Below are 21,763 nucleotides of genomic sequence, written 5' to 3' on the forward strand. Positions count from 1 at the left end.
AGGTTATGAATGATTGAGCAATTAAAGTTTCTCCACTAACGCCACGGCTGCCCCAATATAGGTGGCTGGGGTAAGTTGCTGTAAGCGTTGTTTTTCTGCTACTGGAATGTCTAATTTTTCAATAAACTCACGCATAGCTTGCTCATCAACTCGCTTACCACGCGTCAATTCTTTCAGTTTTTCATAAGGTTTTTCAATGCCATAACGACGCATTACCGTTTGAATTGGTTCTGCAAGCACTTCCCAATTTTGATCCAGTTCATCACGTAAGTGTTGTTCATTGACCTCTAATTTACTGATCCCTTTTCTGGTTGCCGCATACGCAATTAAACAATAGCCTAAGCCTACCCCGAGGTTGCGTAACACCGTCGAATCAGTTAGATCACGCTGCCAGCGAGAAATCGGTAATTTTGCCCCCAAATGCGCCATTACTGCATTTGCCAGTCCTAAATTTCCTTCAGAATTCTCAAAATCAATCGGGTTTACTTTATGTGGCATTGTTGATGAGCCAATTTCTCCCGCAATTGTTCGTTGTTTGAAATGGTTTAATGCGATATAGCCCCATAAATCACGATCAAAATCAATAATAATGGTATTAAAACGTGCGATGTTATCAAATAATTCTGCAATGTAATCGTGTGGTTCAATTTGCGTGGTGTAAGGATTCCATTTAATCCCTAAAGAGGTAACAAATTCTTCGCTAAACTTGTGCCAGTCCAGCTCAGGATAAGCCGATAAATGCGCATTATAGTTCCCCACAGCACCATTGATTTTACCTAGAATATCAATACGTTGTAGCTGTTCAAATTGACGTTTTAGGCGATATACCACATTCGCCATTTCCTTTCCAACGGTAGAAGGGGAGGCTGGCTGTCCGTGTGTACGAGAAAGTAACGGAATCGCCTTATATTCGTGGGCTAATCGACTAATTTCATCAATCAATTTTTGCCATTCGGGTAAAATCACTTCTTCACGCGCGGTTTTTAACATTAATGCGTGAGAAAGATTATTGATATCCTCGGAGGTACAAGCAAAATGAATAAATTCACTTACTGCGGCTAATTCATCAAGTGCGGTCGTTTTTTCTTTCAAAAAATACTCTACCGCTTTCACATCGTGATTTGTGGTTCGTTCAATTTCTTTAATGCGCTCGGCATCTGCTAAACTGAAATTTGCAACAATTTGATTTAAGTAATCGTTTGCTTTTTTTGATAAAGAAGGAACTTCTTGAATTTGTGCCGTTGCCGCTAATTTTTGCAACCAACGAACTTCAACCTCCACCCGAAACTTGAGCAAACCAAACTCACTAAAAATATGACGTAATGCCGTTGTTTTATCCTGATAACGACCATCAAGGGGAGATATTGCAGTAAGCGCATTTAATTGCATAATAAAAAACTCCTACTAAAAGGTTGAATAAATTTGTTGTGCTGTTGTAGCGATTTTGCTGCGGGAAAAAAGAAGCTGATATTTTTTACCGCCCACTTGTCGCCAAAGTACTGCCGAACGAATTCCAGCTAATAAACACGCCCGAATACGGTGCTGTATGCCTTGTTGCTGTAAATAATCTGGTGAGCCTAATACTTGAATACGATTACCCAGAGGGCTTATTACATCGACATAAATACTTGCTAGATTACTGATCATCTGTTCATCAAGCAGATGATAGAAATTAAGTTGTGACGGCAAATACGCAATACGTTGAGCAAGTTGTTGTTTTGCCTGCGCGGATTTATTTAACTTCCCTTCTAACGCCAATAAGCTCACCCAATAACGTGTCAGCTCCGCATCTCTGCCATTCAACTGCTCCATTAATATTTGTAACCCAAGTTTAAGATGAGCTTCATTTCCCCCATAAACGGCCAAGGTATTTTCTGGTGAAGTTTGTAACAAAGAATCTAAACTCGCCTTGAATGCATCTGAATCTGCACGACCATTATGCGCAAATTGTTGAACTAATTTTGCCGCTTGGCACACACCCGCTAAGGCAAGCGTGATGGGGTAATAATCAGCCATAAGGAGATAAAAACCATTATGTGGAAAGAAATATTAAAAAGTGTGGGCAATATAGCATTTTTCATAGGTTATTGAAAGCTAAGCAGCAAAATTCCCCCAGTAAAACAAATTCTTGCTATACTAGCGCAATAGCCTTTATTCCTTTCAACGGAGAAAAAAATGCAGTGGATAAAAAAATCTTTATTAATTTGCACCGCACTTTTCCCTCTCATCAGTCAAGCGGATATGCTTGTTTCTCAGGCAACAATGTTTGCAACAGAAAAAGCTGGTGAGCCTAGTGCTATTTTTATGCAATTACAAAACACAGGCGATGAAGCAGTACATCTTGCCTTACTTGAAAGTGAACAACCTTCTCGACTAGCCTTACACGGTATGCAAAATGGTAAGATGATCGATCTTGATGGGATAGAAATCCCCGCTAAACAAACCATTAGCTTGAAACGTGGTGGCTTACATATTATGGTGTTTGATTTACTCACCCCAATCAAACAAGGTAGCCCCTTCCCGCTTACCTTGTATTTTGATGATGGGGAAGTGGTAAAGGTGAATGTAATCGCTCAATCAAAGTAAATTTTTAGAAAAATAATCTAAGTGCGTTTGTTTTATCCAACCTTGCTGCTGCCAAAATTTACTCCCTTGTATATTATGACTAAATGCTAACAAACGCCCTTTTGTAATATTTTTGTGTTTAAGCTTCTGTTCTAAATGGGTCAATAGTGCTTTCCCTATTCCCTTACCTTGTTGGTTTTTATCTACCGCCATATGATAAATTGTCGCTCTTCGTCCATCAAAACCACACATAATGACACCAATAACTTGGCTATTCTCTCTTGCAATATAATTTAAATCGGGGTTAAAGCGTAGAAAATCCTTAATTGATTCAAAGCTATCATCAACAGGACTGATGTCTATCCCATCAATACTTTTCCATAATTGATAAACTTGAATATAATGCTCTGGTTTCATTGGCTCAATAGTAAAACACATTTTTATCCTCATATAAAAATTGCTGAAAAAACGACCGCACTTTTACTTTACTCACCAGCACGATTTTCCTCTCCGGGTTGCCAATCAACTTCACCGCCTTGAAGAAGCGTTTGCATCATTTCTTTTGTTTCGAGTTCTAATTCTTTCGCACGAGCAATCATACGTTCATTGCTAAAAACCGACATTTCGGGATCATAAAGACTCGCCATTTCAGCGAGACTATGGCGATCGCGATGATAATAAAATTCGGCAACTTGCTTGGCTTTATCTTTATCCATTCCCAGTTCCTCAAGTGCAAGGCGTCCGCTACGAATGGCAGAATCAAATGTTTCACGCACAATATTTCGCGCGCCTGCACGGTATAGATCATAAACATGCAAACGATCATAGGCGCGAGTAATAATAGGTAAATGAGGATAAAAATGATGTGCAAAGTGTGCAATTTTTATTGCTTGTTCTTTATCATCTAAGGCGATAACCAAAAGGCTGGCTTTATCAATACCTGCTGTTTCGAGCAAATCAGAGCGAGATCCATCTCCAAAATAGGTTTTTAAGCCGAAACGTGAAAGTCCTTCTACTAAGGTTGCATCATAATCAATAACCGTTGGCTTATAACCACAACTTATCAACATTCCACTAATAATTTGCCCGTAACGACCATGTCCGATGATAATCACGTCATTTTGATCTTCAATGGTATCATTTTCTCTTTGTTGATGGCTTGCCCTTGCGACAATCAACTTATCATAAGCAATAAATAAGAAAGGGGTCAGTAACATTGAAATGGCGACAGCAAGTAAGAGTTTATCGGTAAGCTCTTGAGGTAAGATCCCATTTTGCTGGCTAAAAGACAGTAGGACAAAGCCAAATTCTCCAGCGGGTGCAAGGCTTAAAGCAAATAAATAACGGTTTAGGCGATCAAGCCGAAAAATAAAACCTAACCCCCATAGTACGATCGCTTTCACTAAAATAAAGCTTAAAGTGATAGCCAAAATAACAGCAAAATCATCAAAAAATAGACGAAAGTTAATATCCGCCCCAACAGTAATAAAAAATAGCCCTAATAACAATCCTTTAAAAGGCTCAAGATTACTCTCTAATTCGTGCCGGTATTCACTATTTGCTAAAACAACCCCAGCTAAAAATGTACCTAAAGCAGGAGAAAGCCCAATGGCTGACATCATTGCGGCAATCCCAATGACTAAAGCTAGAGCAAATGCAGTGAAAATTTCTCGCATTCTTGAGGCAGCAATATAGCGAAAAATAGGCCGTGCGAGAAAATAACCACCAAAGACGATAGAGCTAATCACACTTAGGGTTATTAAGGTTTTAACATAATTATTTACACCTTCTAATAAATTTCCGCTATGTTGCTCTGCATTTTGTAAACTCGTTAATAATTCAGGGGAAGCCAGAATGGGTAGCAATGCTAAAATAGGAATGATCGCAATATCTTGGAAGAGCAAAACTGAAAAACTACTTTGTCCACCGGGACTATTTAATAAGCGTTTCTCTCCTAAGGTCTGTAATACAATTGCGGTTGACGAAACAGCCAGTACACAACCCATTGCAAGGCTCATAGACCAACTTAATCCACATAAATGTGCAATACCTGCTATTGCCCCCACAGTCAGAATGACTTGTAAACTTCCTAATCCGAATAATTTATTGCGTAATTTCCATAACAATTTTGGATCTAGCTCTAACCCGATTAGAAAGAGCATCATCACTACCCCAAACTCCGCAACGTGTTGAATACTTTCCGTTTCTTGTCCAACTAATCCCAGAATAGGGCCAATTGCCACGCCTGCAAGAAGGTATCCCAATACAGAGCCAAGCCCTAAACGTTTAGAAATGGGTACCGCAACTACGGCAGCAAAAAGATAGATAAAAGCGGAAGTTAATAGTGATGTCATAAGGGTCTTATTTACCTAATCAAATAGAAATATAGGTTTAGCATAGTAATCAGTTTTACTTCAAATATCACGAGATATTTTAAACAAAAATTATCAATCTCTTTCTTCTATCCCATTCAATAAAATCTACCTTTGATGATCAACACAAAATCTATCTATAATAAAAGGCTATCTCAACATCAAAATATATTCAGATAGCCTTCGTTTGAAAAAATCAAAGTATATCAGTACAAAATTAGAGGCTTTTGCTTTTGAAATAAGACAATATTGGCTCAACTTGCTGCGTCAAACCGTCTTGCCTTATCTCACCTTTAAACGTCCCTATTTTAAAACTTCACACTTTCCCCATCTTCTGGCACGGCAACCCAATCTTTTAACCCAGATTTTTGCACAAAAGCACGCATCGCTTGACGGCTCACCGCACCGTGATTGACCGCATCCATATGCACGGCAATGATTTTTGCCTTGGGCATTGCCTGATGGGCGTGGGCGACGTCTTCTTTACCCATGATAATGCCTTCATTAAAGCCATTGACCCTTGCCGACCCCGTATTCATCACCAAAACATCGGGCTTATATTTGATGAGCGCCTTATTGACATCAGCCGTCCAGAGCGTATCGCCCATGATATAAAGTGTCTTACGGTCTTTGGCACGCAGCACCACGCCCATCGCATCGCCCAGCAATTGCCCAAGCGGTGCGACCGCATACATCTCTTTGGTGCCATGCGCACCGCCTGTTTTGTGCAGGCTGACATCGCCAATTTTCAAGGTCTCGTTTAACACCCGCACATCATTAAATCCCTGTTCACGAATTATTTTCGCATCATCTTGATTTTGCACGATAATTGGCAAATCTTTGGGCAGATATTTTTGTGCTGCCTCGTCCCAGTGGTCAAGGTGGGTATGGGTAACCACAACCGCCGTTACCCCTTGCCAAGCCTCATTCATCGGCATCGGCAGTTCGGTTAGAGGGTTACGCAGCTGACTGTTTAGCGTGTTGGGAAAGCCTTCATACGCCCCTTTTTTGGCAAGCATCGGGTCAATCAAAAACGTCTGTCCTGCATAGCTGACTTTCGCGGTGGCGTTGCGGATATGCTGATAGCTGTCGCTGGCGTAAGCCTGAACGCTCAATAACGCCCCAAAAAGGGCAGTGGCAAGTAAAGTTTTGGTACGCATCGTGATTCCTTAAATCGATTGCCCATACTTGAAAATTAAAGCATCGGGCGGTGAAAAATCATCAAAATGGCGGGTGAAATGCCATCTTTTTCAAGAACGAGCATTATCCATCTTCTTGAAAAACAAAAATATTGACCAATCTTTCAAAAAACGAAAGAATTGGCTCAAAAAGTGAGAAAAAAATGACCGCACCGACTGTTGCCCTGCTGCTGTATCCTGATTTTAACCCCTTTCAATTTGCCATACCGCAACGTGTTTTTTCGCTCAATGTTGACGATAAACCACTGTTTCATCTGAAAATTGTCGCAGAACATCCTGACTGCTGTTATGGAGAAAACGGTATTTACGTGCCTGCTGACGGCGATTTACGCCTGCTTGAGCGTGCCGATATGGTGATTGCCTTTGGCTGGCAGCCTGAAAAAATGCCAAGCGATGCCTTAAAACAGGCACTTATCCGAGCCAATCAACGTGGGGCTTTGGTTGCAGGACTTTGTTACGGTGCTTATTTGTTGGCGTACAGCGGACTGCTAAACGGCAAAGAGGCGACTACCCACTGGCTGGGTGAAGCGGATTTTGCCAAGCGTTTTCCCGCCGTTAAACTGAGCATTGAAGCCATCTACATTGAGCAAGGCAGCCTGATGACCTCTGCTGGCACGGCGGCCGCCCTTGACTGCTGTCTTGCCATCATTCGCAGAACCTACGGGGTAAAAATCGCCAACCAAATCGCCCGCATACTGGTGGTTTCACCGCACCGTGAAGGCGGACAGGCACAATTTATCGAGCAGCCCATCGCCCGCCTAAGCCCAAGCGAAAACATGAGCGAACTGCTGGCACAAATGCAGCAAAACCTCAAGCAAGATTACCGTATTGATGCACTGGCAAAGCGTCTGAATATGAGCCGAAGCACCTTTACCCGCCATTTTCGCCAAGCCACAGGTGTGTCTTTGACCGAATGGCTGATTGCCCTGCGTCTTCAGCGTGGACGGGAACTGTTAGAAAACACGGGTTTGGGCATTGAACACATTGCAAGCGAAATTGGCTTTCACTCTGCCACCGCCTTTCGCCAGCATTTTAGAAAAAAGCACCGCGTAAGCCCGAGAATGTGGCGGAGGGGGGGAGGAGATGAGAATGATTTGAGCGTTAAAGCAGTACATCATAAAATAACTATGCTAAATATGGAATGGCGAAAGTCTTAATCTGTTTTTTGGGGAAAATTAGCACTTTGATAGACTAAAGTGACATCAAAAGGTTTTAGGCGGTATTCTTCGCCAGCTCCGTGAGTTACGGCAAAATATGTTGTATAAAGAACAAGTATTAACAGAAAATAGGGTTGTCAAAAATTAAAAAGGAGCCTTTATGCCTCATACACTAAGCCCCTATCAGGCATCTGGATTCAATGCTTCCGATCTCAAAACCATTCTGCATAGCAAACGTGCAAATCTCTATTACAATATTCCCATTGCCAATACAACCGTTATCTTACTGGGGACTGGCACTTCTATCACACAAGTCGCTATGCGTGTATTGGCTCAGGCTGGTGCTTTGGTCGGTTTTTGCGGCGGTGGCGGCACTCCGCTCTTTGCAGGCACGGAAATCAGCTGGCTGACACCGCAACCGCGCCAGTCATACCACAGAACTGCTTTTTATTATTGGCAACAGACGTAAATTTAATGAATTAGGCATTGTTCCTGTTAATTACACAAATCAACCCGTTATTATGGAGAAAATAACTATGTCTGCTAATCAAGCTTACGCTAACACCAAAGGACAATTACTCAGCCACCATCTTTATGCTGTAGGTTATCTCGCTGCTAAGCTAGTGGAAATGATGGGGTTAAAACAGCCTAAACTGATTGAGGCTGCCTTTTATGCGGGATTGTTACATGATATTGGCAAACTTGACCAAAAATTTCAGAGATGGGTAACGGAAAAGATTAAATCTTTAGATGAAGATAGCCGAGATGAGTTTATTATTTCTGAAGATGGTGAGCATATTGATGCCAGTCATAAAGGATTTAGTGCATTTAGTTTTGAAAAACACCCACGGCATAATGAAATATCTTGGCTTTTAACCCAAAGTCTTTTAAATACTGACGCATTAACATTGAATGACAGCCAAAAAAATCAAATTATGCATACCGTTTACTGGCATCACACACGGCCATTTCGCAAAGAAGGAAAATTATTTGAACAGCCAAGAGGCATTGAAAAAATACTGAATAAAAATCTGCCAGATGGTATCAATGCATTTTATCAGCAGACACTACAATTATTAAAAGACATGGAGTCAATCGGCGGTCAATACTTCCCCATACATTGGCGGAAAAACTACACTTTACAGCAAATATCCTTACCGCCTTATAAAAGCTATGATGATTTGGCTGATAAGCTAGAAGAATACCGCCAAGATATTAAGATAAACGCGCATAATAATTTAATCCGAACTGCGGTCATTAGTGCAGATCGGATTATTTCAGCACAAAGCGCAGAAGAACTTGCCGAATGTATTGCTGAAAATAGCTTAGACACTTTAATTGATATCGAAAGTGAGACCATATTAAAAGATCATATCCATAGTTGTTTGACTCAATTTGAACGCCGTTTTCCAAATAGCCAACGCAATCTCTCTCAAAGTGAAGCTGTTAATAAACTGATAGAAATTAAAAAGCGTGCACTATTTAACAAAGAAGATAACATCGCTGTGCTACAAGGCCCAGCTGGCTGTGGCAAAACCAAAATTGCCTTGGAGTGGGCATTGAAAACGGATGCAAAACAAATTATTTGGATTTGTCCACGTGTACAAGTGTGCCTTGGCTTGGTACATGATCTAACCCAAGCTGATTATCTTCCTAATGGCCAAATTGAACTCTTTACTGGCGAGTACAAAAAGATTCTGACAGGTAACGGCAATATTATCGACAGTCCAGATACCCCAGAAGACAGTTACTTTAGTGGTGATATTGTTATTACAACCATTGATCAAATTGTTAATAATATTATTTCTCATAATAAAATTACTTCCATCTTTAACTTTATGAAGCAGCATATTATTTTTGATGAATTTCATGAAATAATGACACTGCCCGCATTTAATCTTCTATTTGCCGAGCTCATAGAAGCCAAAAAAGCGACTGGAACAAACAGCGATACTCTGCTTATTTCTGCGACTCCAAATTATTTCTTTATCAAAGAATTTCTTGGTATTCCTGAGCATAAAATGGTATCTATACCAAGTTTTAATCCATCACGTTATCAAATTATTTTTGAAAGCTATGATGATGCCAATGAAGCAAATCCGCTTGTTAGTAGAAAACAGGATGAAACAGAAACCTTTGTTATTACCAATACTGCTAAAGATGCACAATACGGATTTCTTCATCATCAATGTGATGAAAACAATATCCTTTTACATTCAAAATATAGCAAAACTGATAAAGCTTATTGGTTTGATGAGACCTTTAAAAGTTTTAAAGAAAATGGTTCTAAAAAATATCAAACTTTAAGAAGCGGTCCTATTGTACAAGCCTCACTGAATATCAGTTGTAATAAAATGCTGACTGAAATGACAACGGCAGAAAATTGGCTGCAACGCCTTGGTCGGTTAGATCGCTTTGGAACAAATAACACCCCCAATCCCTATATCACCGTGATACCTAAAAGCAGTGAGAACGGTAAACAAACCAGTCAAACAGCTAAATTCTTAAACCAATTACATACTTGGCGTAGTGCCTACTGCTGGCTAAACTACCTCAAAAACAATTTAGATGAGGGAAAAGACTATTCACTCAACGAGCTTTATGCACTGTATGCTTCTTTCTACCAAAATGAAAAGATACAATCAGAAATTGAACAAGATATAGAAAAATTATTAAAACATAGCGTGTCGCTTATTAATCAAAAGGTTTTAGATCCCATTAGCATTGCACCAAAACGTAAGCAGCCAACCGCACCGAAAATCGCAAAAAATTCACTGCGTGGTGATAATCGCTTTGTACAAATGGCAGTGTGTTTTGTTGATGAACAGCTTAATCCGCATATTTGCAATGAATACGCTTATGAAGAAGATAACGTAGAAGCAGCAATTGACGCGTCGTTGACTGAAAGCAGAGAGCGTATTGAAGGATATGGTGATAGCGGTAAGAACTTATTGGCTTTTATGCAGCAAAAACATCACAATATTAAAGGCGGTAAAAAAATTTATAAAGACTTTATCTTACTCAATCAAGCACGCTCACCAGAGTCCCCCATCTATTTAAGTTATACCCCTGATGATTTAAGGGCTATTGGGGGAGACCCTCATAGTTTAGCAATTTATTACGTCAAAACCACGAAGCAGCCTGTTGGCATCATGAATATTGACAATATAAAGTCGGCATATGAAAAATAAAATATCATTTATTAATAAGGAGATAGATAATGAAAAAAATTGAAGGCATTAAATCTGTTGATTTTAAAATTACTGCTTATGGGCATGGTGTTGTCAATTGGAACGGACCTACAACATTGAGCAACGAAGGGCGTTCTGTTGATAATCATACCTTACCTAAACTGCGCGGTTACAGCAACCTAACGGGAAGAATAAAAGATGAAACGGGATATAAATACAAAAAAGAAGCGACTGATATTGATTTTAAAGAAACACCGCTTTATATCAGCCAGAATTGTATCCGCCACCATCTTTTTCGTGAACAAGCTTATGACTTACATTTTGCCTCTGAAAAAGAGAAAGATTTGATCCCCCTATTGGCTTCTCTTACAGGCTTAATTCGTGGTTATGTTGTACCCGCAAGCCAATGTAAGCGTACCAGTCCGCTATTGATTGAAGATTTTATTGATCAGCTGGGTAATGGCAATTTTGAGCAATTTGCCCAAGCAGGGGAGCGCGATAGTTCTTCGTTTTTTTCCAAAACCACTTTTGGTGATACCCAATATATTGCTTATGGATCGCTTAGCATCGAACAATTGGAATTTATTTCTTTAGATAAAAAATTTGACCGTTGTGCTATGGTCATTAAAGAAACTGAAGGAGAGAAAGTCGCCCAAGCCATTACCAATTTTATCAAGACGCTAAATGCTGACTCTCATCGCAACCCTCAAGCCATATTCCACCCTAACTACGTCCGTCAAGGTACCATTTATCAAGAGGGAGAAGTTGGTATTCTGTTAAATCAAGATGCAATTGCAATCTTAGTCGAGACGATACTGGAAATGATTCGTGAACTCTCTATCCGCCAAGCTAAGGGCTATATGTATGTAGATGAAATTGAAGTGGATTACAACGATAGCAATAAAATGATGCGTATCAAGCGCAGTCCTGAAGAAATCAATCCACAGCCTACATCAGCATACGCTATTTATTTTGAAGCGAAAGAGACCAAATAAGAGTATTGCTATGTTAGAAATTATGATTGACTATGAAGCCAGTTGGCGAAATGCTTTCCTTAATGGCAGTAACGATGAGTCTTTACCGAAAAAAGGCAGAGATTTTATCGCTTCAATGACTGAGTTAAAGAAAGCGGAGAATTATCATCAGCGAGAAATCACCCAAAATACCGTTTTGGGTGTGCTATGCCGCCTGATTGGCGATCAAAGAAAACTTTATCAGGCAAAGCAAAGTGGCTGCTATTATTTTCGTAGTCTTGAAGATAAAATCAGCTTTGAAGACAACATACAAACAGTCAACCAAGAAGTTGTCTATATCCGAAACATCAAGGGTAGTACTGATCAAAATGCCTTTACGGGTATGATTAAATCAAATGATCCCATCTTTCAATCGGATTATTCTCAAGCATTTTGGGGTGTGCTCGCACTTTCTGTAGAAGAGTTGTGTGAATTTATTTTAAATGATACTCAGGTTAAAGCAGAAATACCGCTTAATCCCGTGCATATCATCGGAAGGCTTGATTTACTTAAGAAAGAAAAGCCAATACCTTTTGAAGGAAAACCCCAGCAAGCAGCAGAAATATTAAAAAAGAAATTTCTAGAAGAGTATAAGTCAGTCAATACTGCAGGTAAATTGCTCATTCTTCCTTTATATTGCTCAGCTTTATATTTACAGCTTGAACGGCTGGAAAAAAAATATGATATGGCAACGGCTAAATCAGCAAGGGGCGGTATTAGCGGTATCTCTAAAAATGGTCATACGACCAAAGATTTTATGGAGAAATACACAACGGGAAATAAAAAAATTATTTACGGTAATCCCTATATAAGAAGTGAATTTAAGAAGGGTGAAGGGGAGGTTAAATACTCCCTGACCAAAGCAAGTGGGCAACTTAGCATCAAACTTGATATTGATATTGATATAGATAAAGCTCAAGAACTTAAAAGTATGATAGAGAATGCAGGTGTTAGTCCTTTTCCGTTAGGAAAAAAAGGCTTGGCATATGTGTCAGCGATACGATTTATTTAAAGGAGATAAGATGACCAAGTTTTATCAAGAGATTACCTTAATAGATAATGAAGATTACAGTATTAGAATTCTTTGGGAAAAACGGTATCAGCAGCTGCATATTGCTTTTGCTGACCTTTATAATCAGCATAAGACTAATCCTATTGGTGTAAGTTTTCCTCATTATCAATACGAGCAGAGAAATAATAAATACTTTGCGACTCTTGGCAGCAAAATCCGTCTCATTGCTCCAGATGAAGCCACTCTTGCAACGCTGAATTTAGAAAAATGGCTGGCAAGATTGACGGACTATATCCACATCAAAAAGCCAGCAGCCGGCCTGACTATGCGGTGCCAGTTACGGTTAAACGCTACCGCTTCCGCCCAATTGAACAGCAAGCCAAAGCCCACGCAAAACGCCACCACATCAGCTATGAAGAGGCATTGATGCATTGCAAGACTCACCGCAGAGCAGAGCTTCACCCGCCCTTTATCAGAATGAAAAGCGAGAGCAATGCACAATCTTATCAGCTTGTGATTCTACAAACACGAGCAGATAATCCCGTAAAGGGGGGGTAGTACCTATGGATTAAGCCATAAAAGCAGCACGGTACCCTCTTGGTGAGATCTTAAAAATTAAAATACCCTTTTTTAAAGGCGTTTTAATAATTTTATTAAAAACAATAGGTTATAAATAATAAACAAACGATGGGGTAAATTACAAAATTTACTATAACACATTGTTATAGCTAAATTTTCTAGATAAAATTAAGGTTATCCATCGCGTAGATGGCTTAGAAAGCTTTTGCACGTTGTAAAAGTGAATATTTCTCGTTATCCATCGCGTAGATGGCTTAGAAATCTATGCGAAATTGGTAATAAGATGGAGCTAAGTTATCCATCGCGTAGATGGCTTAGAAATAATCGTTCTAATGGTTGGCGGAATGTTAAAGGTTATCCATCGCGTAGATGGCTTAGAAACACAATCTTTTTGCCATTGTTCCACAATTGAGGTTATCCATCGCGTAGATGGCTTAGAAATTTTATTCGTGCTTACGAAAATGGTCGAGAGCGTTATCCATCGCGTAGATGGCTTAGAAAAGTAACGAAATAAAAGCCGGTACGATTACAGGGTTATCCATCGCGTAGATGGCTTAGAAAACTGCGGAGTGAAAGCCAGCACCAAGGGCGATGTTATCCATCGCGTAGATGGCTTAGAAAAATTAATGCCATTTATTCAAATCCCTTTTTTAGTTATCCATCGCGTAGATGGCTTAGAAAATACTCGCTAGCAATTGGTCACGTTCGGCTTGGTTATCCATCGCGTAGATGGCTTAGAAATAACTTGCTAATAGTAATCGCCTCACTTGTCGCGTTATCCATCGCGTAGATGGCTTAGAAATTATTGATTACGACTTGCAAGCATTGCCGCACGTTATCCATCGCATAGATGGCTTAGAAAAATATCAAAATAAATATAAAAAAGAGGTTTTTGTTATCCATCGCATAGATGGCTTAGAAACACGTCCACCATCTACACCACGCCCGTTATCCGTTATCCATCGCATAGATGGCTTAGAAAATCCCAGGCGTGCCTGACTGGTCGCAAATCCCGTTATCCATCGCAATGACTTTAGTACCGCGAAGTTGCGGAAGCAATCGCTGTTTGACCAGTGATGAAAAACATCATTATTGATACCACAATCATAAAGCCTACAGCAAAAAGCTGTTGATTGAGCACTGCTTCAATGGCATTACTCTGATGTTTACGTTGTTAGTTTTCGTGACTCAGTCAAGGCTGACACTCTTTAAGTGTAGCCATATGGTCTATTGTCCTGCATTTTGAAACCACTTTGATCTAACTGAATGATCTTTCTTCCATTTTTTCAAATAATTCAAATTTATTAACAAAAGAGGCACGTTTCTCAGCACTTTCTTGAGGATGGGTTACCGTCTTTTTTTACGTGTTATCCCTAACCTTTTTAAAGCAAATCGAATGGCATTTTGACTGCTGCCTAAACGCTGTACTCGTTGCCATTGATAATCATTGGGATAATCTTCAACATCCGCTTTAAGAAGGTTGTTATCAATGTACAAAATATACGCGAATTTTTGCGAAAAGTGCGGATGAAAAAGAAAATTTGTGAGAACGATTACAGGGAGTAAAATTCAATTTGCGGCAACAATATGAAATGAGAAAAACAGGCAAATAACGCAGTGAGCCTACATTAATAAAGGTTTTTTTGCTATATTAACTCACTTTGATTTTCCATAGGGTATGCTTTTACTCCTAAAGGAGTAGGAGATGAAGAAATAAAAAAGAGAAGGATATGGTTTTTGATACTTATGAAACATTGGCGTTAGCCTGTTTAGTTTTATTGTTGGGGTATTTTTTAGTCAAACGTGTTCGTTTATTGAATCACTATAATATTCCTGAGCCGGTTGTAGGCGGTTTTGTAGTTGCAATCGTTTTAACAGGCGTTCATCAATTCTGGGGATTAAGTTTCAGTTTTGATACGGATTTACAACGTACAATGATGCTAACTTTCTTTACTTCTATCGGTTTGAGTGCGAATTTTTCTCGTTTAATCAAAGGCGGAATGCCGTTAGTAATGTTCCTTTTTGTTGCAGCGGGATTAATTGCATTACAAAACACGGTAGGCATTTTCAGTGCAATGGCATTAGGCTTAGATCCCGCTTATGGCTTGTTAGCCAGTTCCGTGACCTTAACCGGAGGACACGGTACGGGGGCGGCTTGGGCCGATGCGTTGGCAGCACGTTTTGGTATTCAAAGTGCGACAGAATTAGCAATGGCTTGTGCAACTTTCGGTTTGATTTTTGGTGGGGTTATCGGCGGGCCGGTGGCGAGCTTTTTACTTAAGCGTTTACACCGCAAAGAAATTCCTGAAGATGAAAATTTAGATGATGTGGAAGAGGCGTTTGAAAAACCCGTGTATCGCCGTAAAGTCAATACGCGTTCAATTATTGAAACAATTACGATGTTATCGATTTGTTTGTTTATTGGGCAACAATTAGATTTATTGGCGAAAGGCACCGCATTCCAACTTCCAACCTTTGTATGGTGTTTGTTTACTGGGGTGATTGTGCGTAATTCTTTATCTCATCTGTTTAAATTTAAAGTAGCGGAAGAGGCCATTGATATTTTGGGAAGTGTCGGACTTTCGATTTTTTTAGCCATTGCATTGATGTCGCTCAAATTGTGGGAATTAGTCGGCTTAGCATTGCCAATTTTAGTGATCTTGCTCATTCAAGTGGCAGTAATGGCGTTATATGCTATTCTTGTTACTTTCAGAGTGATGGGGAAAGATTATGATGCTGTGGTATTGAGTGCGGGGCATTGTGGCTTTGGTTTAGGGGCAACGCCAACTGCTGTTGCGAATATGCAGGCGGTAACGTCTCACTACGGACCTTCTCACAAAGCTTTTTTGATTGTGCCAATGGTGGGGGCATTTTTTATTGATATTCTTAATGCGAGTTTACTGAAGCTTTTTGTGGAAGTGGTCGCGATATTCCATTAAACAGGAGCCGATTGATATAATAAAAAATCGTTGTTAATCAAACTTAACAACGATTTTTCATATCTATCTTTTCAATTTAATCTTTTCCACCGCGTGATTGGCGCCTTTGGTCAAAATTAAATTAGCCCGTTCTCGGGTCGGTAAAATATTCTCTCGGAGGTTTTTGCCGTTGATTTCCTCCCAAATTTTACTCGCGGTGGCAATGGCTTCTTGTTCGGAAAGGCTGGCATAGTGCTTAAAGTAAGAATGAGGATTATTAAATGCACTTTGGCGGAATTTGAGAAAACGGCGAATGTACCATTCTTTTAATAAGTGTTCTTCGGCATCAACAAAAATAGAAAAATCCACAAAATCAGAAACAAAAACTTGATTTGTATTGCTATTGCCACGTTGTAGCACATTTAATCCTTCCAAAATAAGAATGTCAGGTTGATCCACATAATCAAATTGGTCAGGTACAATGTCGTAAGTTAAGTGAGAATAAATCGGTGCGCTTACATTGCGTTTACCTGATTTTATTTCTGCCAAAAAATGGATTAGGCGTTGGGTGTCATAAGAAACAGGAAAGCCTTTCTTTTGTAACAGATTGTCTTTTTTAAGTTTTTCTAAGGGATAAAGAAAGCCGTCGGTGGTGATAAGATCCACATTACGCACTTGCGGCCAGTTTGATAGGAGCGATTGCAAAATGCGTGCTGAAGTGCTTTTCCCCACCGCGACACTGCCTGCAATGCTAATAATATAAGGTACTTTTGGGGTATCACCAGCTAAAAATCGTTTTAATACGGTTTGGCGGCGTAAATTTTCTTCAATATAGTAATTAATTAAACGTGCCAAAGGCAGATAAATGGTACTTACTTCATTTAATGAAAGATCCTCATTGAAACCTAACAAAGGCTTAAGATCTTGCTCGGTCAGTTTTAATGGAACGGATTTGCGTAATTCTGCCCATTGCTGGCGATCAAAAGAAAGAAAAGGCGTTAATTGCTCATTTAATAACGTTGAATCAGAAAAGGCCACAATGTTGTCTTCATAATTTATAGAATGATGAATAGAAATATACCCTATAAATTGGCTTCTGATTAGTAAAATTTAGAATAAATTGGCACTTTTTTTATAAATTTTGTGCATTTTGAGTGAGAAATAGCCGAACAATAAAAAAAATTAATTTTTTTTCAAAAAAACGCTTGTCAGCAATAAAAATTTCCCTATAATACGCCTCACTTGCTTACGACGCCGACTTAGCTCAGTAGGTAGAGCAACTGACTTGTAATCAGTAGGTCACCAGTTCGATTCCGGTAGTCGGCACCATAACCAAGCGTAGCCAAGTTCATTCATTTAGTGCGGAGGGATTCCCGAGCGGCCAAAGGGAGCAGACTGTAAATCTGCCGGCTCAGCCTTCGAAGGTTCGAATCCTTCTCCCTCCACCATTTTTTAGATGAATTCTGATGGGACAGATGAATTTAGGACTGCGGGCATCGTATAATGGCTATTACCTCAGCCTTCCAAGCTGATGATGCGGGTTCGATTCCCGCTGCCCGCTCCAAAGCGCTGATATAGCTCAGTTGGTAGAGCGCACCCTTGGTAAGGGTGAGGTCGGCGGTTCAAATCCGCCTATCAGCACCAGCCTTAATTTCACCTTTCTCTTATTAATAGCTTAAACTTATTCAATTGGTTAATGTGGTATTTTGAACCATCGATAACCGTGTTTATCTAGAGGGACTCTTAATGTCTAAAGAAAAATTTGAACGTACAAAACCGCACGTAAACGTGGGTACAATCGGCCACGTTGACCATGGTAAAACAACTTTAACAGCAGCGATCACAACCGTATTAGCAAAACACTACGGTGGTGCGGCACGCGCATTTGACCAAATTGATAACGCGCCAGAAGAAAAAGCACGTGGTATCACCATCAACACCTCACACGTTGAATACGATACCCCAACTCGTCACTACGCACACGTTGACTGCCCGGGACACGCGGACTATGTGAAAAATATGATTACTGGTGCAGCGCAAATGGACGGTGCAATCTTAGTAGTAGCAGCAACAGATGGTCCAATGCCACAAACTCGTGAACACATCTTATTAGGTCGCCAAGTAGGTGTACCATACATCATCGTATTCTTAAACAAATGCGATATGGTAGATGATGAAGAATTATTAGAATTAGTTGAAATGGAAGTGCGTGAACTTCTTTCTCAATATGACTTCCCGGGTGATGATACCCCAATCGTACGTGGTTCAGCGTTAAAAGCGTTAGAAGGCGATGCACAATGGGAAGAAAAAATCCTTGAGTTAGCAAACCACCTAGATACTTACATCCCAGAGCCAGAGCGTGCGATTGACCAACCGTTCTTATTACCAATCGAAGACGTATTCTCAATCTCAGGTCGTGGTACTGTAGTAACAGGTCGTGTAGAGCGTGGTATCATCCGCACAGGTGATGAAGTAGAAATCGTTGGTATCAAAGAAACAGCGAAAACAACTGTAACAGGTGTAGAAATGTTCCGTAAATTACTTGACGAAGGTCGTGCAGGTGAAAACATCGGTGCATTATTACGTGGTACAAAACGTGAAGAAATCGAACGTGGTCAAGTATTAGCGAAACCGGGTTCAATCACACCACATACCGACTTTGAATCAGAAGTTTACGTATTATCAAAAGAAGAAGGTGGACGTCATACCCCATTCTTCAAAGGTTACCGCCCACAATTCTATTTCCGTACCACTGACGTAACAGGAACAATCGAGTTACCAGAAGGTGTAGAAATGGTAATGCCGGGCGATAACATCAAAATGACAGTAAGCTTAATTCACCCAATCGCGATGGATCAAGGTTTACGCTTTGCGATCCGTGAAGGTGGCCGTACAGTAGGTGCGGGTGTTGTAGCGAAAATCATCAAATAATGATTATTGCTAGGTAACACTAGAAAACTATCAGAAAGCGAAAGAGGGCATCGAAAGATGCCCTTTTGTTTTTTGATTACTTATCGCCTGATTTTAGCACCTCAGCTCAGTATCACTTTTTGTTTATTTTAAGGGTAAAAATGATAGGATATTGCACGCTCATCTCACTTATCTATAACAGAGAATAAACGATATGCAAAAGGAACAAAACACAGAAACAGAAAAATGCAATGAAGAAAAGACCTTGTTTTTAGATACAACACAAATACAAGCACAGCATTTCATTCAAAAAGTGTTATCTGGCGAAATCGAAATTTATTCAAATGAAGACGTAATGAATGAAATGGATTGCATTTTAGGTTTACGCTAAGCCTATAAACATCGTGCATTCATTGGAGATGGCTATCATCCTATCAAAGGATAATAAAACTCAGCGCCATTTTCTTTACAGAATAACAAAGGACAATCTCGAAAAATATGAGCAAAATTATCAGTATATCAATGGTAAAAAATGAAGTAGATATTATCGAATCATTTATTCGCTACAACCTTCGTTTTGTTGATGAAATGCACATCCTTGATCATAACAGTACAGATAACACCCGTCTCATTCTTGAATTACTTAAGCAAGAAGGCTTGCCCATATTTATTTATCATCATCCCGTTATTGAGCATCGACAAAGTTTAATCATCAATGATTTAATGAAACACTGCATCAAGCAAGATCCAAGTATTGATTATGTCCTCCCACTCGATGCTGATGAATTTATCAATTCGCCCCACCGACATTATTTTGAACAATGCTTACAACAGATCCCCCAAGGCTATGTCGGCACCTATTTGTGGGAAACTTTTTTGCCAAATCAAACGACACCAACAGCCGATTTTTTGGCACGTTTTAATGAAGTGCGTTATGAAACCTTTGTAATGGGAAAAGTGATCATCCCCGCAGAGATTGCAAAAACGGGTTTTATCAGTTCAGGAAGTCACAAAGTCCATTACCAATTTATCGAACAGTTCACCCGTGATAACAGCTTTCCAACCTTGCTGTTTCTTCCCCCATACCTTGAACGCTTTAGAACAAGCTACCAACAAGAGCCTAACATCATCATAAAATCAGAACCGCACTTAACACTGGCACATTATCCCGTGCGTTCCAGTGAACAAATGTTATCGAAATTATTGGTTGGCAGTCTCACAATGGCACGTTTTAACCGCATAGATAAACGCAGCCAAGATCTATTTTGGGAAGAAGCAAGCAATTATAATTTACAACACGCACAAAGCCTCGACACCCTGCGTCATACCGCCTTTACTTATCGAACAGATAAAAAAATACAGCAACACACACGCATCAAAATTGCCAGAATTTACCCACTCATCAACGTACCGCTGCCGCTCAAATACACGCATTTGATTAAATTATCAGCACTAGAAAATCTCTACAAAACAACGTTACAACTACTCCAGTATTTTGAAGAAGAAAAACAAAGCTAAACTAAAGTGCGGTAATTTTTTCACCGATTTTAATGTAAATTAGACCGCGCTTAATGTTTCTAAAATGTATGCTCTCTTTTTCAAAGGAAGGCAATAATTTAACGCTGGACTATTTGATTCGGCGTGTGGCGAACTGTTTCTCAATATTATACTAATGTAGGGCTTATCTCTGATAGATCGGCGAGCACCTTTATGTTAAATAGGTGAGTACAAATTTTTTGACATCAGAAATACGAAATTGGGTTACCGAATTAGGTGAGGTTGTATTTCACCTTTTTCAATAGCAACCATCTGTGCCGTACTGTCGATTAAACGATCAAATGACTTTTGATGCTTATCTAATACAGCTCTTTATTTTTTGATAAATAAATTTATCTATTTCTTGTTTTTTATCCGAAGATAAATATTGCTCATACGCTTTATTACTTTCTTTAGTTTTCTCAACATAAAAGGACCTATTTTGAGAAAGCCGCAGAGCTATTTTTTCTCTGGTGGATAACTTTTTCTCCATAATATTTACTCCTCAACATTTTTCCCTTTTGCCAAAAAAGCTTGATATAAAGATTCCTCTTTTATTTTTGTGCCAGATGCTGCAATGATAATAGGTGCCTCTCCATTTGTGTTATATAACACCCACTCATCAACCAAATTTTTTAATACCAAGAATGAATTAGCTATCTTTTGATGTGATTCTCTAATAATCTTATCGGGGACTACTCTGGACTCTTTTAATGCCCTTGCTTTGTTTCGTCGAATAGCTAGTTCAATATCACAATCAACAATATGTAAAGATATTTTATAATGATGTTTTCTTAGTAAAGAAAATAATATCTCATATTTTTCAGTATTTTTTAGTGTTCCATCATAGAGAAAATTATTACACTCTTTGATAATTTTATCGGTTAATAACTTCGCCATATGTGAGCTTTCATTATGAACAATAGAAGCTGTTTTAAATCCATAACTAAGAAATAGCTCATTATATTCTGGGATAATTTCCTTTAAATGATCGCTATCAACCACAATAAGAGCATTGTCAAATGATTCTATAAGATCTCTGCGAATAGTACTTTTTCCAGAACAACTACCACCCCCAACAAAGACAGCAATACTATCATTACTATCAGAACTTAATTGTTCAAAAGTAGATATTTCCTCTTGGTAATAATTATCAATTAGTTCAAGTAAAATTTCAATTCTGCCTTCAGCTTTTACTGCGTTTTTGTATTCTTGTTCTGTTATTAAATGTTGTTCTGTCATGTTAATTAGATGTATTTAAGAAAAAACAAAAATAGCCTACAAATAATCTAAGCTACTCCAAATAAATTA

Annotated in this window: 18 protein-coding genes, 4 tRNA genes, 2 pseudogenes and 1 CRISPR repeat array; of the genes and pseudogenes, 15 read left to right on the forward strand and 9 right to left on the reverse strand. The window is 39.3% G+C overall.

The features are described from left to right. Positions 1-21 precede the first annotated feature (21 nt). The gene (gene purB, locus L5B83_RS10800) at positions 22-1,389 is read right to left on the reverse strand and encodes an adenylosuccinate lyase (protein WP_265778529.1); all 1,368 of its coding nucleotides are present in this window, start codon (positions 1,387-1,389) and stop codon (positions 22-24) included. Positions 1,390-1,404: 15 nt separating this feature from the next. Beyond that, positions 1,405-2,016 (reverse strand): high frequency lysogenization protein HflD, encoded by a 612-nt coding sequence (gene hflD, locus L5B83_RS10805; RefSeq protein ID WP_250351341.1) that lies wholly within the window; start codon positions 2,014-2,016, stop codon positions 1,405-1,407. Between the two features lie 159 nt (positions 2,017-2,175). Between hflD and L5B83_RS10810 the strand changes: the two genes are divergently transcribed. Next, a complete protein-coding gene (locus L5B83_RS10810) occupies positions 2,176-2,586 on the forward strand; it encodes a copper chaperone PCu(A)C (protein ID WP_250363880.1) in 411 nt (136 codons plus the stop codon). Here the strand turns inward: L5B83_RS10810 and L5B83_RS10815 are convergent. From L5B83_RS10815 to L5B83_RS10825, 3 genes are all read right to left on the reverse strand, one after another. After that, entirely contained in the window at positions 2,578-3,003 is a 426-nt protein-coding gene (locus tag L5B83_RS10815; protein ID WP_265778530.1) for a GNAT family N-acetyltransferase, read from the reverse strand. The two genes, L5B83_RS10810 and L5B83_RS10815, sit on opposite strands and share 9 nt — an antisense overlap. Before the next feature lie 47 nt (positions 3,004-3,050). Then, complete coding sequence (locus L5B83_RS10820) at positions 3,051-4,919, reverse strand: monovalent cation:proton antiporter-2 (CPA2) family protein (RefSeq protein ID WP_265778531.1); 1,869 nt, start codon at positions 4,917-4,919, stop codon at positions 3,051-3,053. Positions 4,920-5,245: 326 nt separating this feature from the next. Further along, positions 5,246-6,097 (reverse strand): MBL fold metallo-hydrolase, encoded by an 852-nt coding sequence (locus L5B83_RS10825; RefSeq protein ID WP_265778532.1) that lies wholly within the window; start codon positions 6,095-6,097, stop codon positions 5,246-5,248. A gap of 182 nt (positions 6,098-6,279) precedes the next feature. Here L5B83_RS10825 and L5B83_RS10830 point away from each other — a divergent pair, with 182 nt between their 5' ends. The 6 genes and pseudogenes from L5B83_RS10830 (at position 6,280) to cas6f (ending at position 13,067) form a co-directional block, all read left to right on the forward strand. Continuing rightward, positions 6,280-7,293, forward strand: coding sequence for a GlxA family transcriptional regulator (locus L5B83_RS10830; protein ID WP_265778533.1), 1,014 nt, complete (start codon positions 6,280-6,282; stop codon positions 7,291-7,293). A gap of 160 nt (positions 7,294-7,453) precedes the next feature. Then, positions 7,454-7,690, forward strand: a pseudogene (locus L5B83_RS10835) (type I-F CRISPR-associated endonuclease Cas1f); the annotation flags it as partial. A 139-nt stretch (positions 7,691-7,829) separates the two neighbouring features. Continuing rightward, positions 7,830-10,484, forward strand: a complete 2,655-nt coding sequence (cas3, locus tag L5B83_RS10840; RefSeq protein WP_265778534.1) for a CRISPR-associated helicase Cas3' — start codon at positions 7,830-7,832, stop codon at positions 10,482-10,484. A gap of 29 nt (positions 10,485-10,513) precedes the next feature. Next, positions 10,514-11,479: a type I-Fv CRISPR-associated protein Cas7fv gene (gene cas7fv, locus L5B83_RS10845; protein ID WP_265778535.1), complete on the forward strand. Its 966-nt coding sequence runs from the start codon at positions 10,514-10,516 to the stop codon at positions 11,477-11,479. 10 nt (positions 11,480-11,489) lie between these two features. Continuing rightward, positions 11,490-12,509 carry a type I-Fv CRISPR-associated protein Cas5fv gene (gene cas5fv, locus L5B83_RS10850; RefSeq protein WP_265778536.1) on the forward strand — a complete coding sequence of 340 codons (1,020 nt, stop codon included), beginning with the start codon at positions 11,490-11,492 and terminating at the stop codon, positions 12,507-12,509. Between the two features lie 10 nt (positions 12,510-12,519). Next, positions 12,520-13,067, forward strand: a pseudogene (gene cas6f / locus L5B83_RS10855) (type I-F CRISPR-associated endoribonuclease Cas6/Csy4). A 194-nt stretch (positions 13,068-13,261) separates the two neighbouring features. Continuing rightward, positions 13,262-14,070: a CRISPR direct-repeat array (repeat unit 28 nt; unit sequence GTTATCCATCGCGTAGATGGCTTAGAAA). Positions 14,071-14,435: 365 nt separating this feature from the next. Here cas6f and L5B83_RS12515 read toward each other — a convergent pair. Continuing rightward, positions 14,436-14,585 carry an IS630 transposase-related protein gene (locus L5B83_RS12515; protein ID WP_442780644.1) on the reverse strand — a complete coding sequence of 50 codons (150 nt, stop codon included), beginning with the start codon at positions 14,583-14,585 and terminating at the stop codon, positions 14,436-14,438. Positions 14,586-14,818: 233 nt separating this feature from the next. Between L5B83_RS12515 and gltS the strand changes: the two genes are divergently transcribed. After that, a complete protein-coding gene (gene gltS / locus L5B83_RS10860) occupies positions 14,819-16,027 on the forward strand; it encodes a sodium/glutamate symporter (RefSeq protein WP_250351360.1) in 1,209 nt (402 codons plus the stop codon). A 63-nt stretch (positions 16,028-16,090) separates the two neighbouring features. On the opposite strand, the gene coaA is transcribed toward gltS, so the two are convergent. Next, complete coding sequence (coaA, locus tag L5B83_RS10865; RefSeq protein WP_250351361.1) at positions 16,091-17,044, reverse strand: type I pantothenate kinase; 954 nt, start codon at positions 17,042-17,044, stop codon at positions 16,091-16,093. Positions 17,045-17,259: 215 nt separating this feature from the next. Here coaA and L5B83_RS10870 point away from each other — a divergent pair. The 7 genes from L5B83_RS10870 to L5B83_RS10900 all read left to right on the forward strand — a co-directional run bounded on the left by L5B83_RS10870 (position 17,260) and on the right by L5B83_RS10900 (position 20,434). Beyond that, a tRNA-Thr gene (locus tag L5B83_RS10870) sits at positions 17,260-17,335 on the forward strand. A gap of 34 nt (positions 17,336-17,369) precedes the next feature. Then, a tRNA-Tyr gene (locus tag L5B83_RS10875) sits at positions 17,370-17,454 on the forward strand. Positions 17,455-17,495: 41 nt separating this feature from the next. Next, a tRNA-Gly gene (locus L5B83_RS10880) sits at positions 17,496-17,570 on the forward strand. A 4-nt stretch (positions 17,571-17,574) separates the two neighbouring features. After that, a tRNA-Thr gene (locus L5B83_RS10885) sits at positions 17,575-17,650 on the forward strand. A gap of 102 nt (positions 17,651-17,752) precedes the next feature. Next, the gene (tuf, locus tag L5B83_RS10890) at positions 17,753-18,937 is read left to right on the forward strand and encodes an elongation factor Tu (RefSeq protein WP_046097610.1); all 1,185 of its coding nucleotides are present in this window, start codon (positions 17,753-17,755) and stop codon (positions 18,935-18,937) included. Between the two features lie 193 nt (positions 18,938-19,130). Then, the gene (locus L5B83_RS10895) at positions 19,131-19,307 is read left to right on the forward strand and encodes a hypothetical protein (RefSeq protein WP_265778538.1); all 177 of its coding nucleotides are present in this window, start codon (positions 19,131-19,133) and stop codon (positions 19,305-19,307) included. A gap of 107 nt (positions 19,308-19,414) precedes the next feature. Next, entirely contained in the window at positions 19,415-20,434 is a 1,020-nt protein-coding gene (locus L5B83_RS10900) for a glycosyltransferase family 2 protein (RefSeq protein ID WP_265778539.1), read from the forward strand. 334 nt (positions 20,435-20,768) lie between these two features. Here the strand turns inward: L5B83_RS10900 and L5B83_RS10905 are convergent, their stop codons facing one another. Next, positions 20,769-20,945 carry a hypothetical protein gene (locus tag L5B83_RS10905; protein WP_265778540.1) on the reverse strand — a complete coding sequence of 59 codons (177 nt, stop codon included), beginning with the start codon at positions 20,943-20,945 and terminating at the stop codon, positions 20,769-20,771. A gap of 5 nt (positions 20,946-20,950) precedes the next feature. Continuing rightward, positions 20,951-21,694, reverse strand: coding sequence for a zeta toxin family protein (locus L5B83_RS10910; RefSeq protein ID WP_265778541.1), 744 nt, complete (start codon positions 21,692-21,694; stop codon positions 20,951-20,953). Positions 21,695-21,763: the final 69 nt, after the last annotated feature.

The sequence above is a fragment of the Avibacterium sp. 21-599 genome (genome assembly GCF_026226765.1).
GTDB lineage: Bacteria > Pseudomonadota > Gammaproteobacteria > Enterobacterales > Pasteurellaceae > Avibacterium.

Excerpts from the sequence above, each read along its gene's own strand:
- cas3 (WP_265778534.1), top strand. The coding sequence starts at position 7,830 with ATGTCTGCTAATCAAGCTTACGCTAACACCAAAGGACAATTACTCAGC.
- L5B83_RS10830 (WP_265778533.1), top strand. The coding sequence starts at position 6,280 with ATGACCGCACCGACTGTTGCCCTGCTGCTGTATCCTGATTTTAACCCC.
- cas5fv (WP_265778536.1), top strand. The coding sequence starts at position 11,490 with ATGTTAGAAATTATGATTGACTATGAAGCCAGTTGGCGAAATGCTTTC.
- L5B83_RS10900 (WP_265778539.1), top strand. The coding sequence starts at position 19,415 with ATGAGCAAAATTATCAGTATATCAATGGTAAAAAATGAAGTAGATATT.
- L5B83_RS10815 (WP_265778530.1), bottom strand. The coding sequence starts at position 3,003 with ATGTGTTTTACTATTGAGCCAATGAAACCAGAGCATTATATTCAAGTT.
- L5B83_RS10910 (WP_265778541.1), bottom strand. The coding sequence starts at position 21,694 with ATGACAGAACAACATTTAATAACAGAACAAGAATACAAAAACGCAGTA.
- L5B83_RS10820 (WP_265778531.1), bottom strand. The coding sequence starts at position 4,919 with ATGACATCACTATTAACTTCCGCTTTTATCTATCTTTTTGCTGCCGTA.
- L5B83_RS10905 (WP_265778540.1), bottom strand. The coding sequence starts at position 20,945 with ATGGAGAAAAAGTTATCCACCAGAGAAAAAATAGCTCTGCGGCTTTCT.
- tuf (WP_046097610.1), top strand. The coding sequence starts at position 17,753 with ATGTCTAAAGAAAAATTTGAACGTACAAAACCGCACGTAAACGTGGGT.
- L5B83_RS10895 (WP_265778538.1), top strand. The coding sequence starts at position 19,131 with ATGCAAAAGGAACAAAACACAGAAACAGAAAAATGCAATGAAGAAAAG.
- hflD (WP_250351341.1), bottom strand. The coding sequence starts at position 2,016 with ATGGCTGATTATTACCCCATCACGCTTGCCTTAGCGGGTGTGTGCCAA.
- gltS (WP_250351360.1), top strand. The coding sequence starts at position 14,819 with ATGGTTTTTGATACTTATGAAACATTGGCGTTAGCCTGTTTAGTTTTA.
- purB (WP_265778529.1), bottom strand. The coding sequence starts at position 1,389 with ATGCAATTAAATGCGCTTACTGCAATATCTCCCCTTGATGGTCGTTAT.
- cas7fv (WP_265778535.1), top strand. The coding sequence starts at position 10,514 with ATGAAAAAAATTGAAGGCATTAAATCTGTTGATTTTAAAATTACTGCT.
- L5B83_RS10810 (WP_250363880.1), top strand. The coding sequence starts at position 2,176 with ATGCAGTGGATAAAAAAATCTTTATTAATTTGCACCGCACTTTTCCCT.
- L5B83_RS10825 (WP_265778532.1), bottom strand. The coding sequence starts at position 6,097 with ATGCGTACCAAAACTTTACTTGCCACTGCCCTTTTTGGGGCGTTATTG.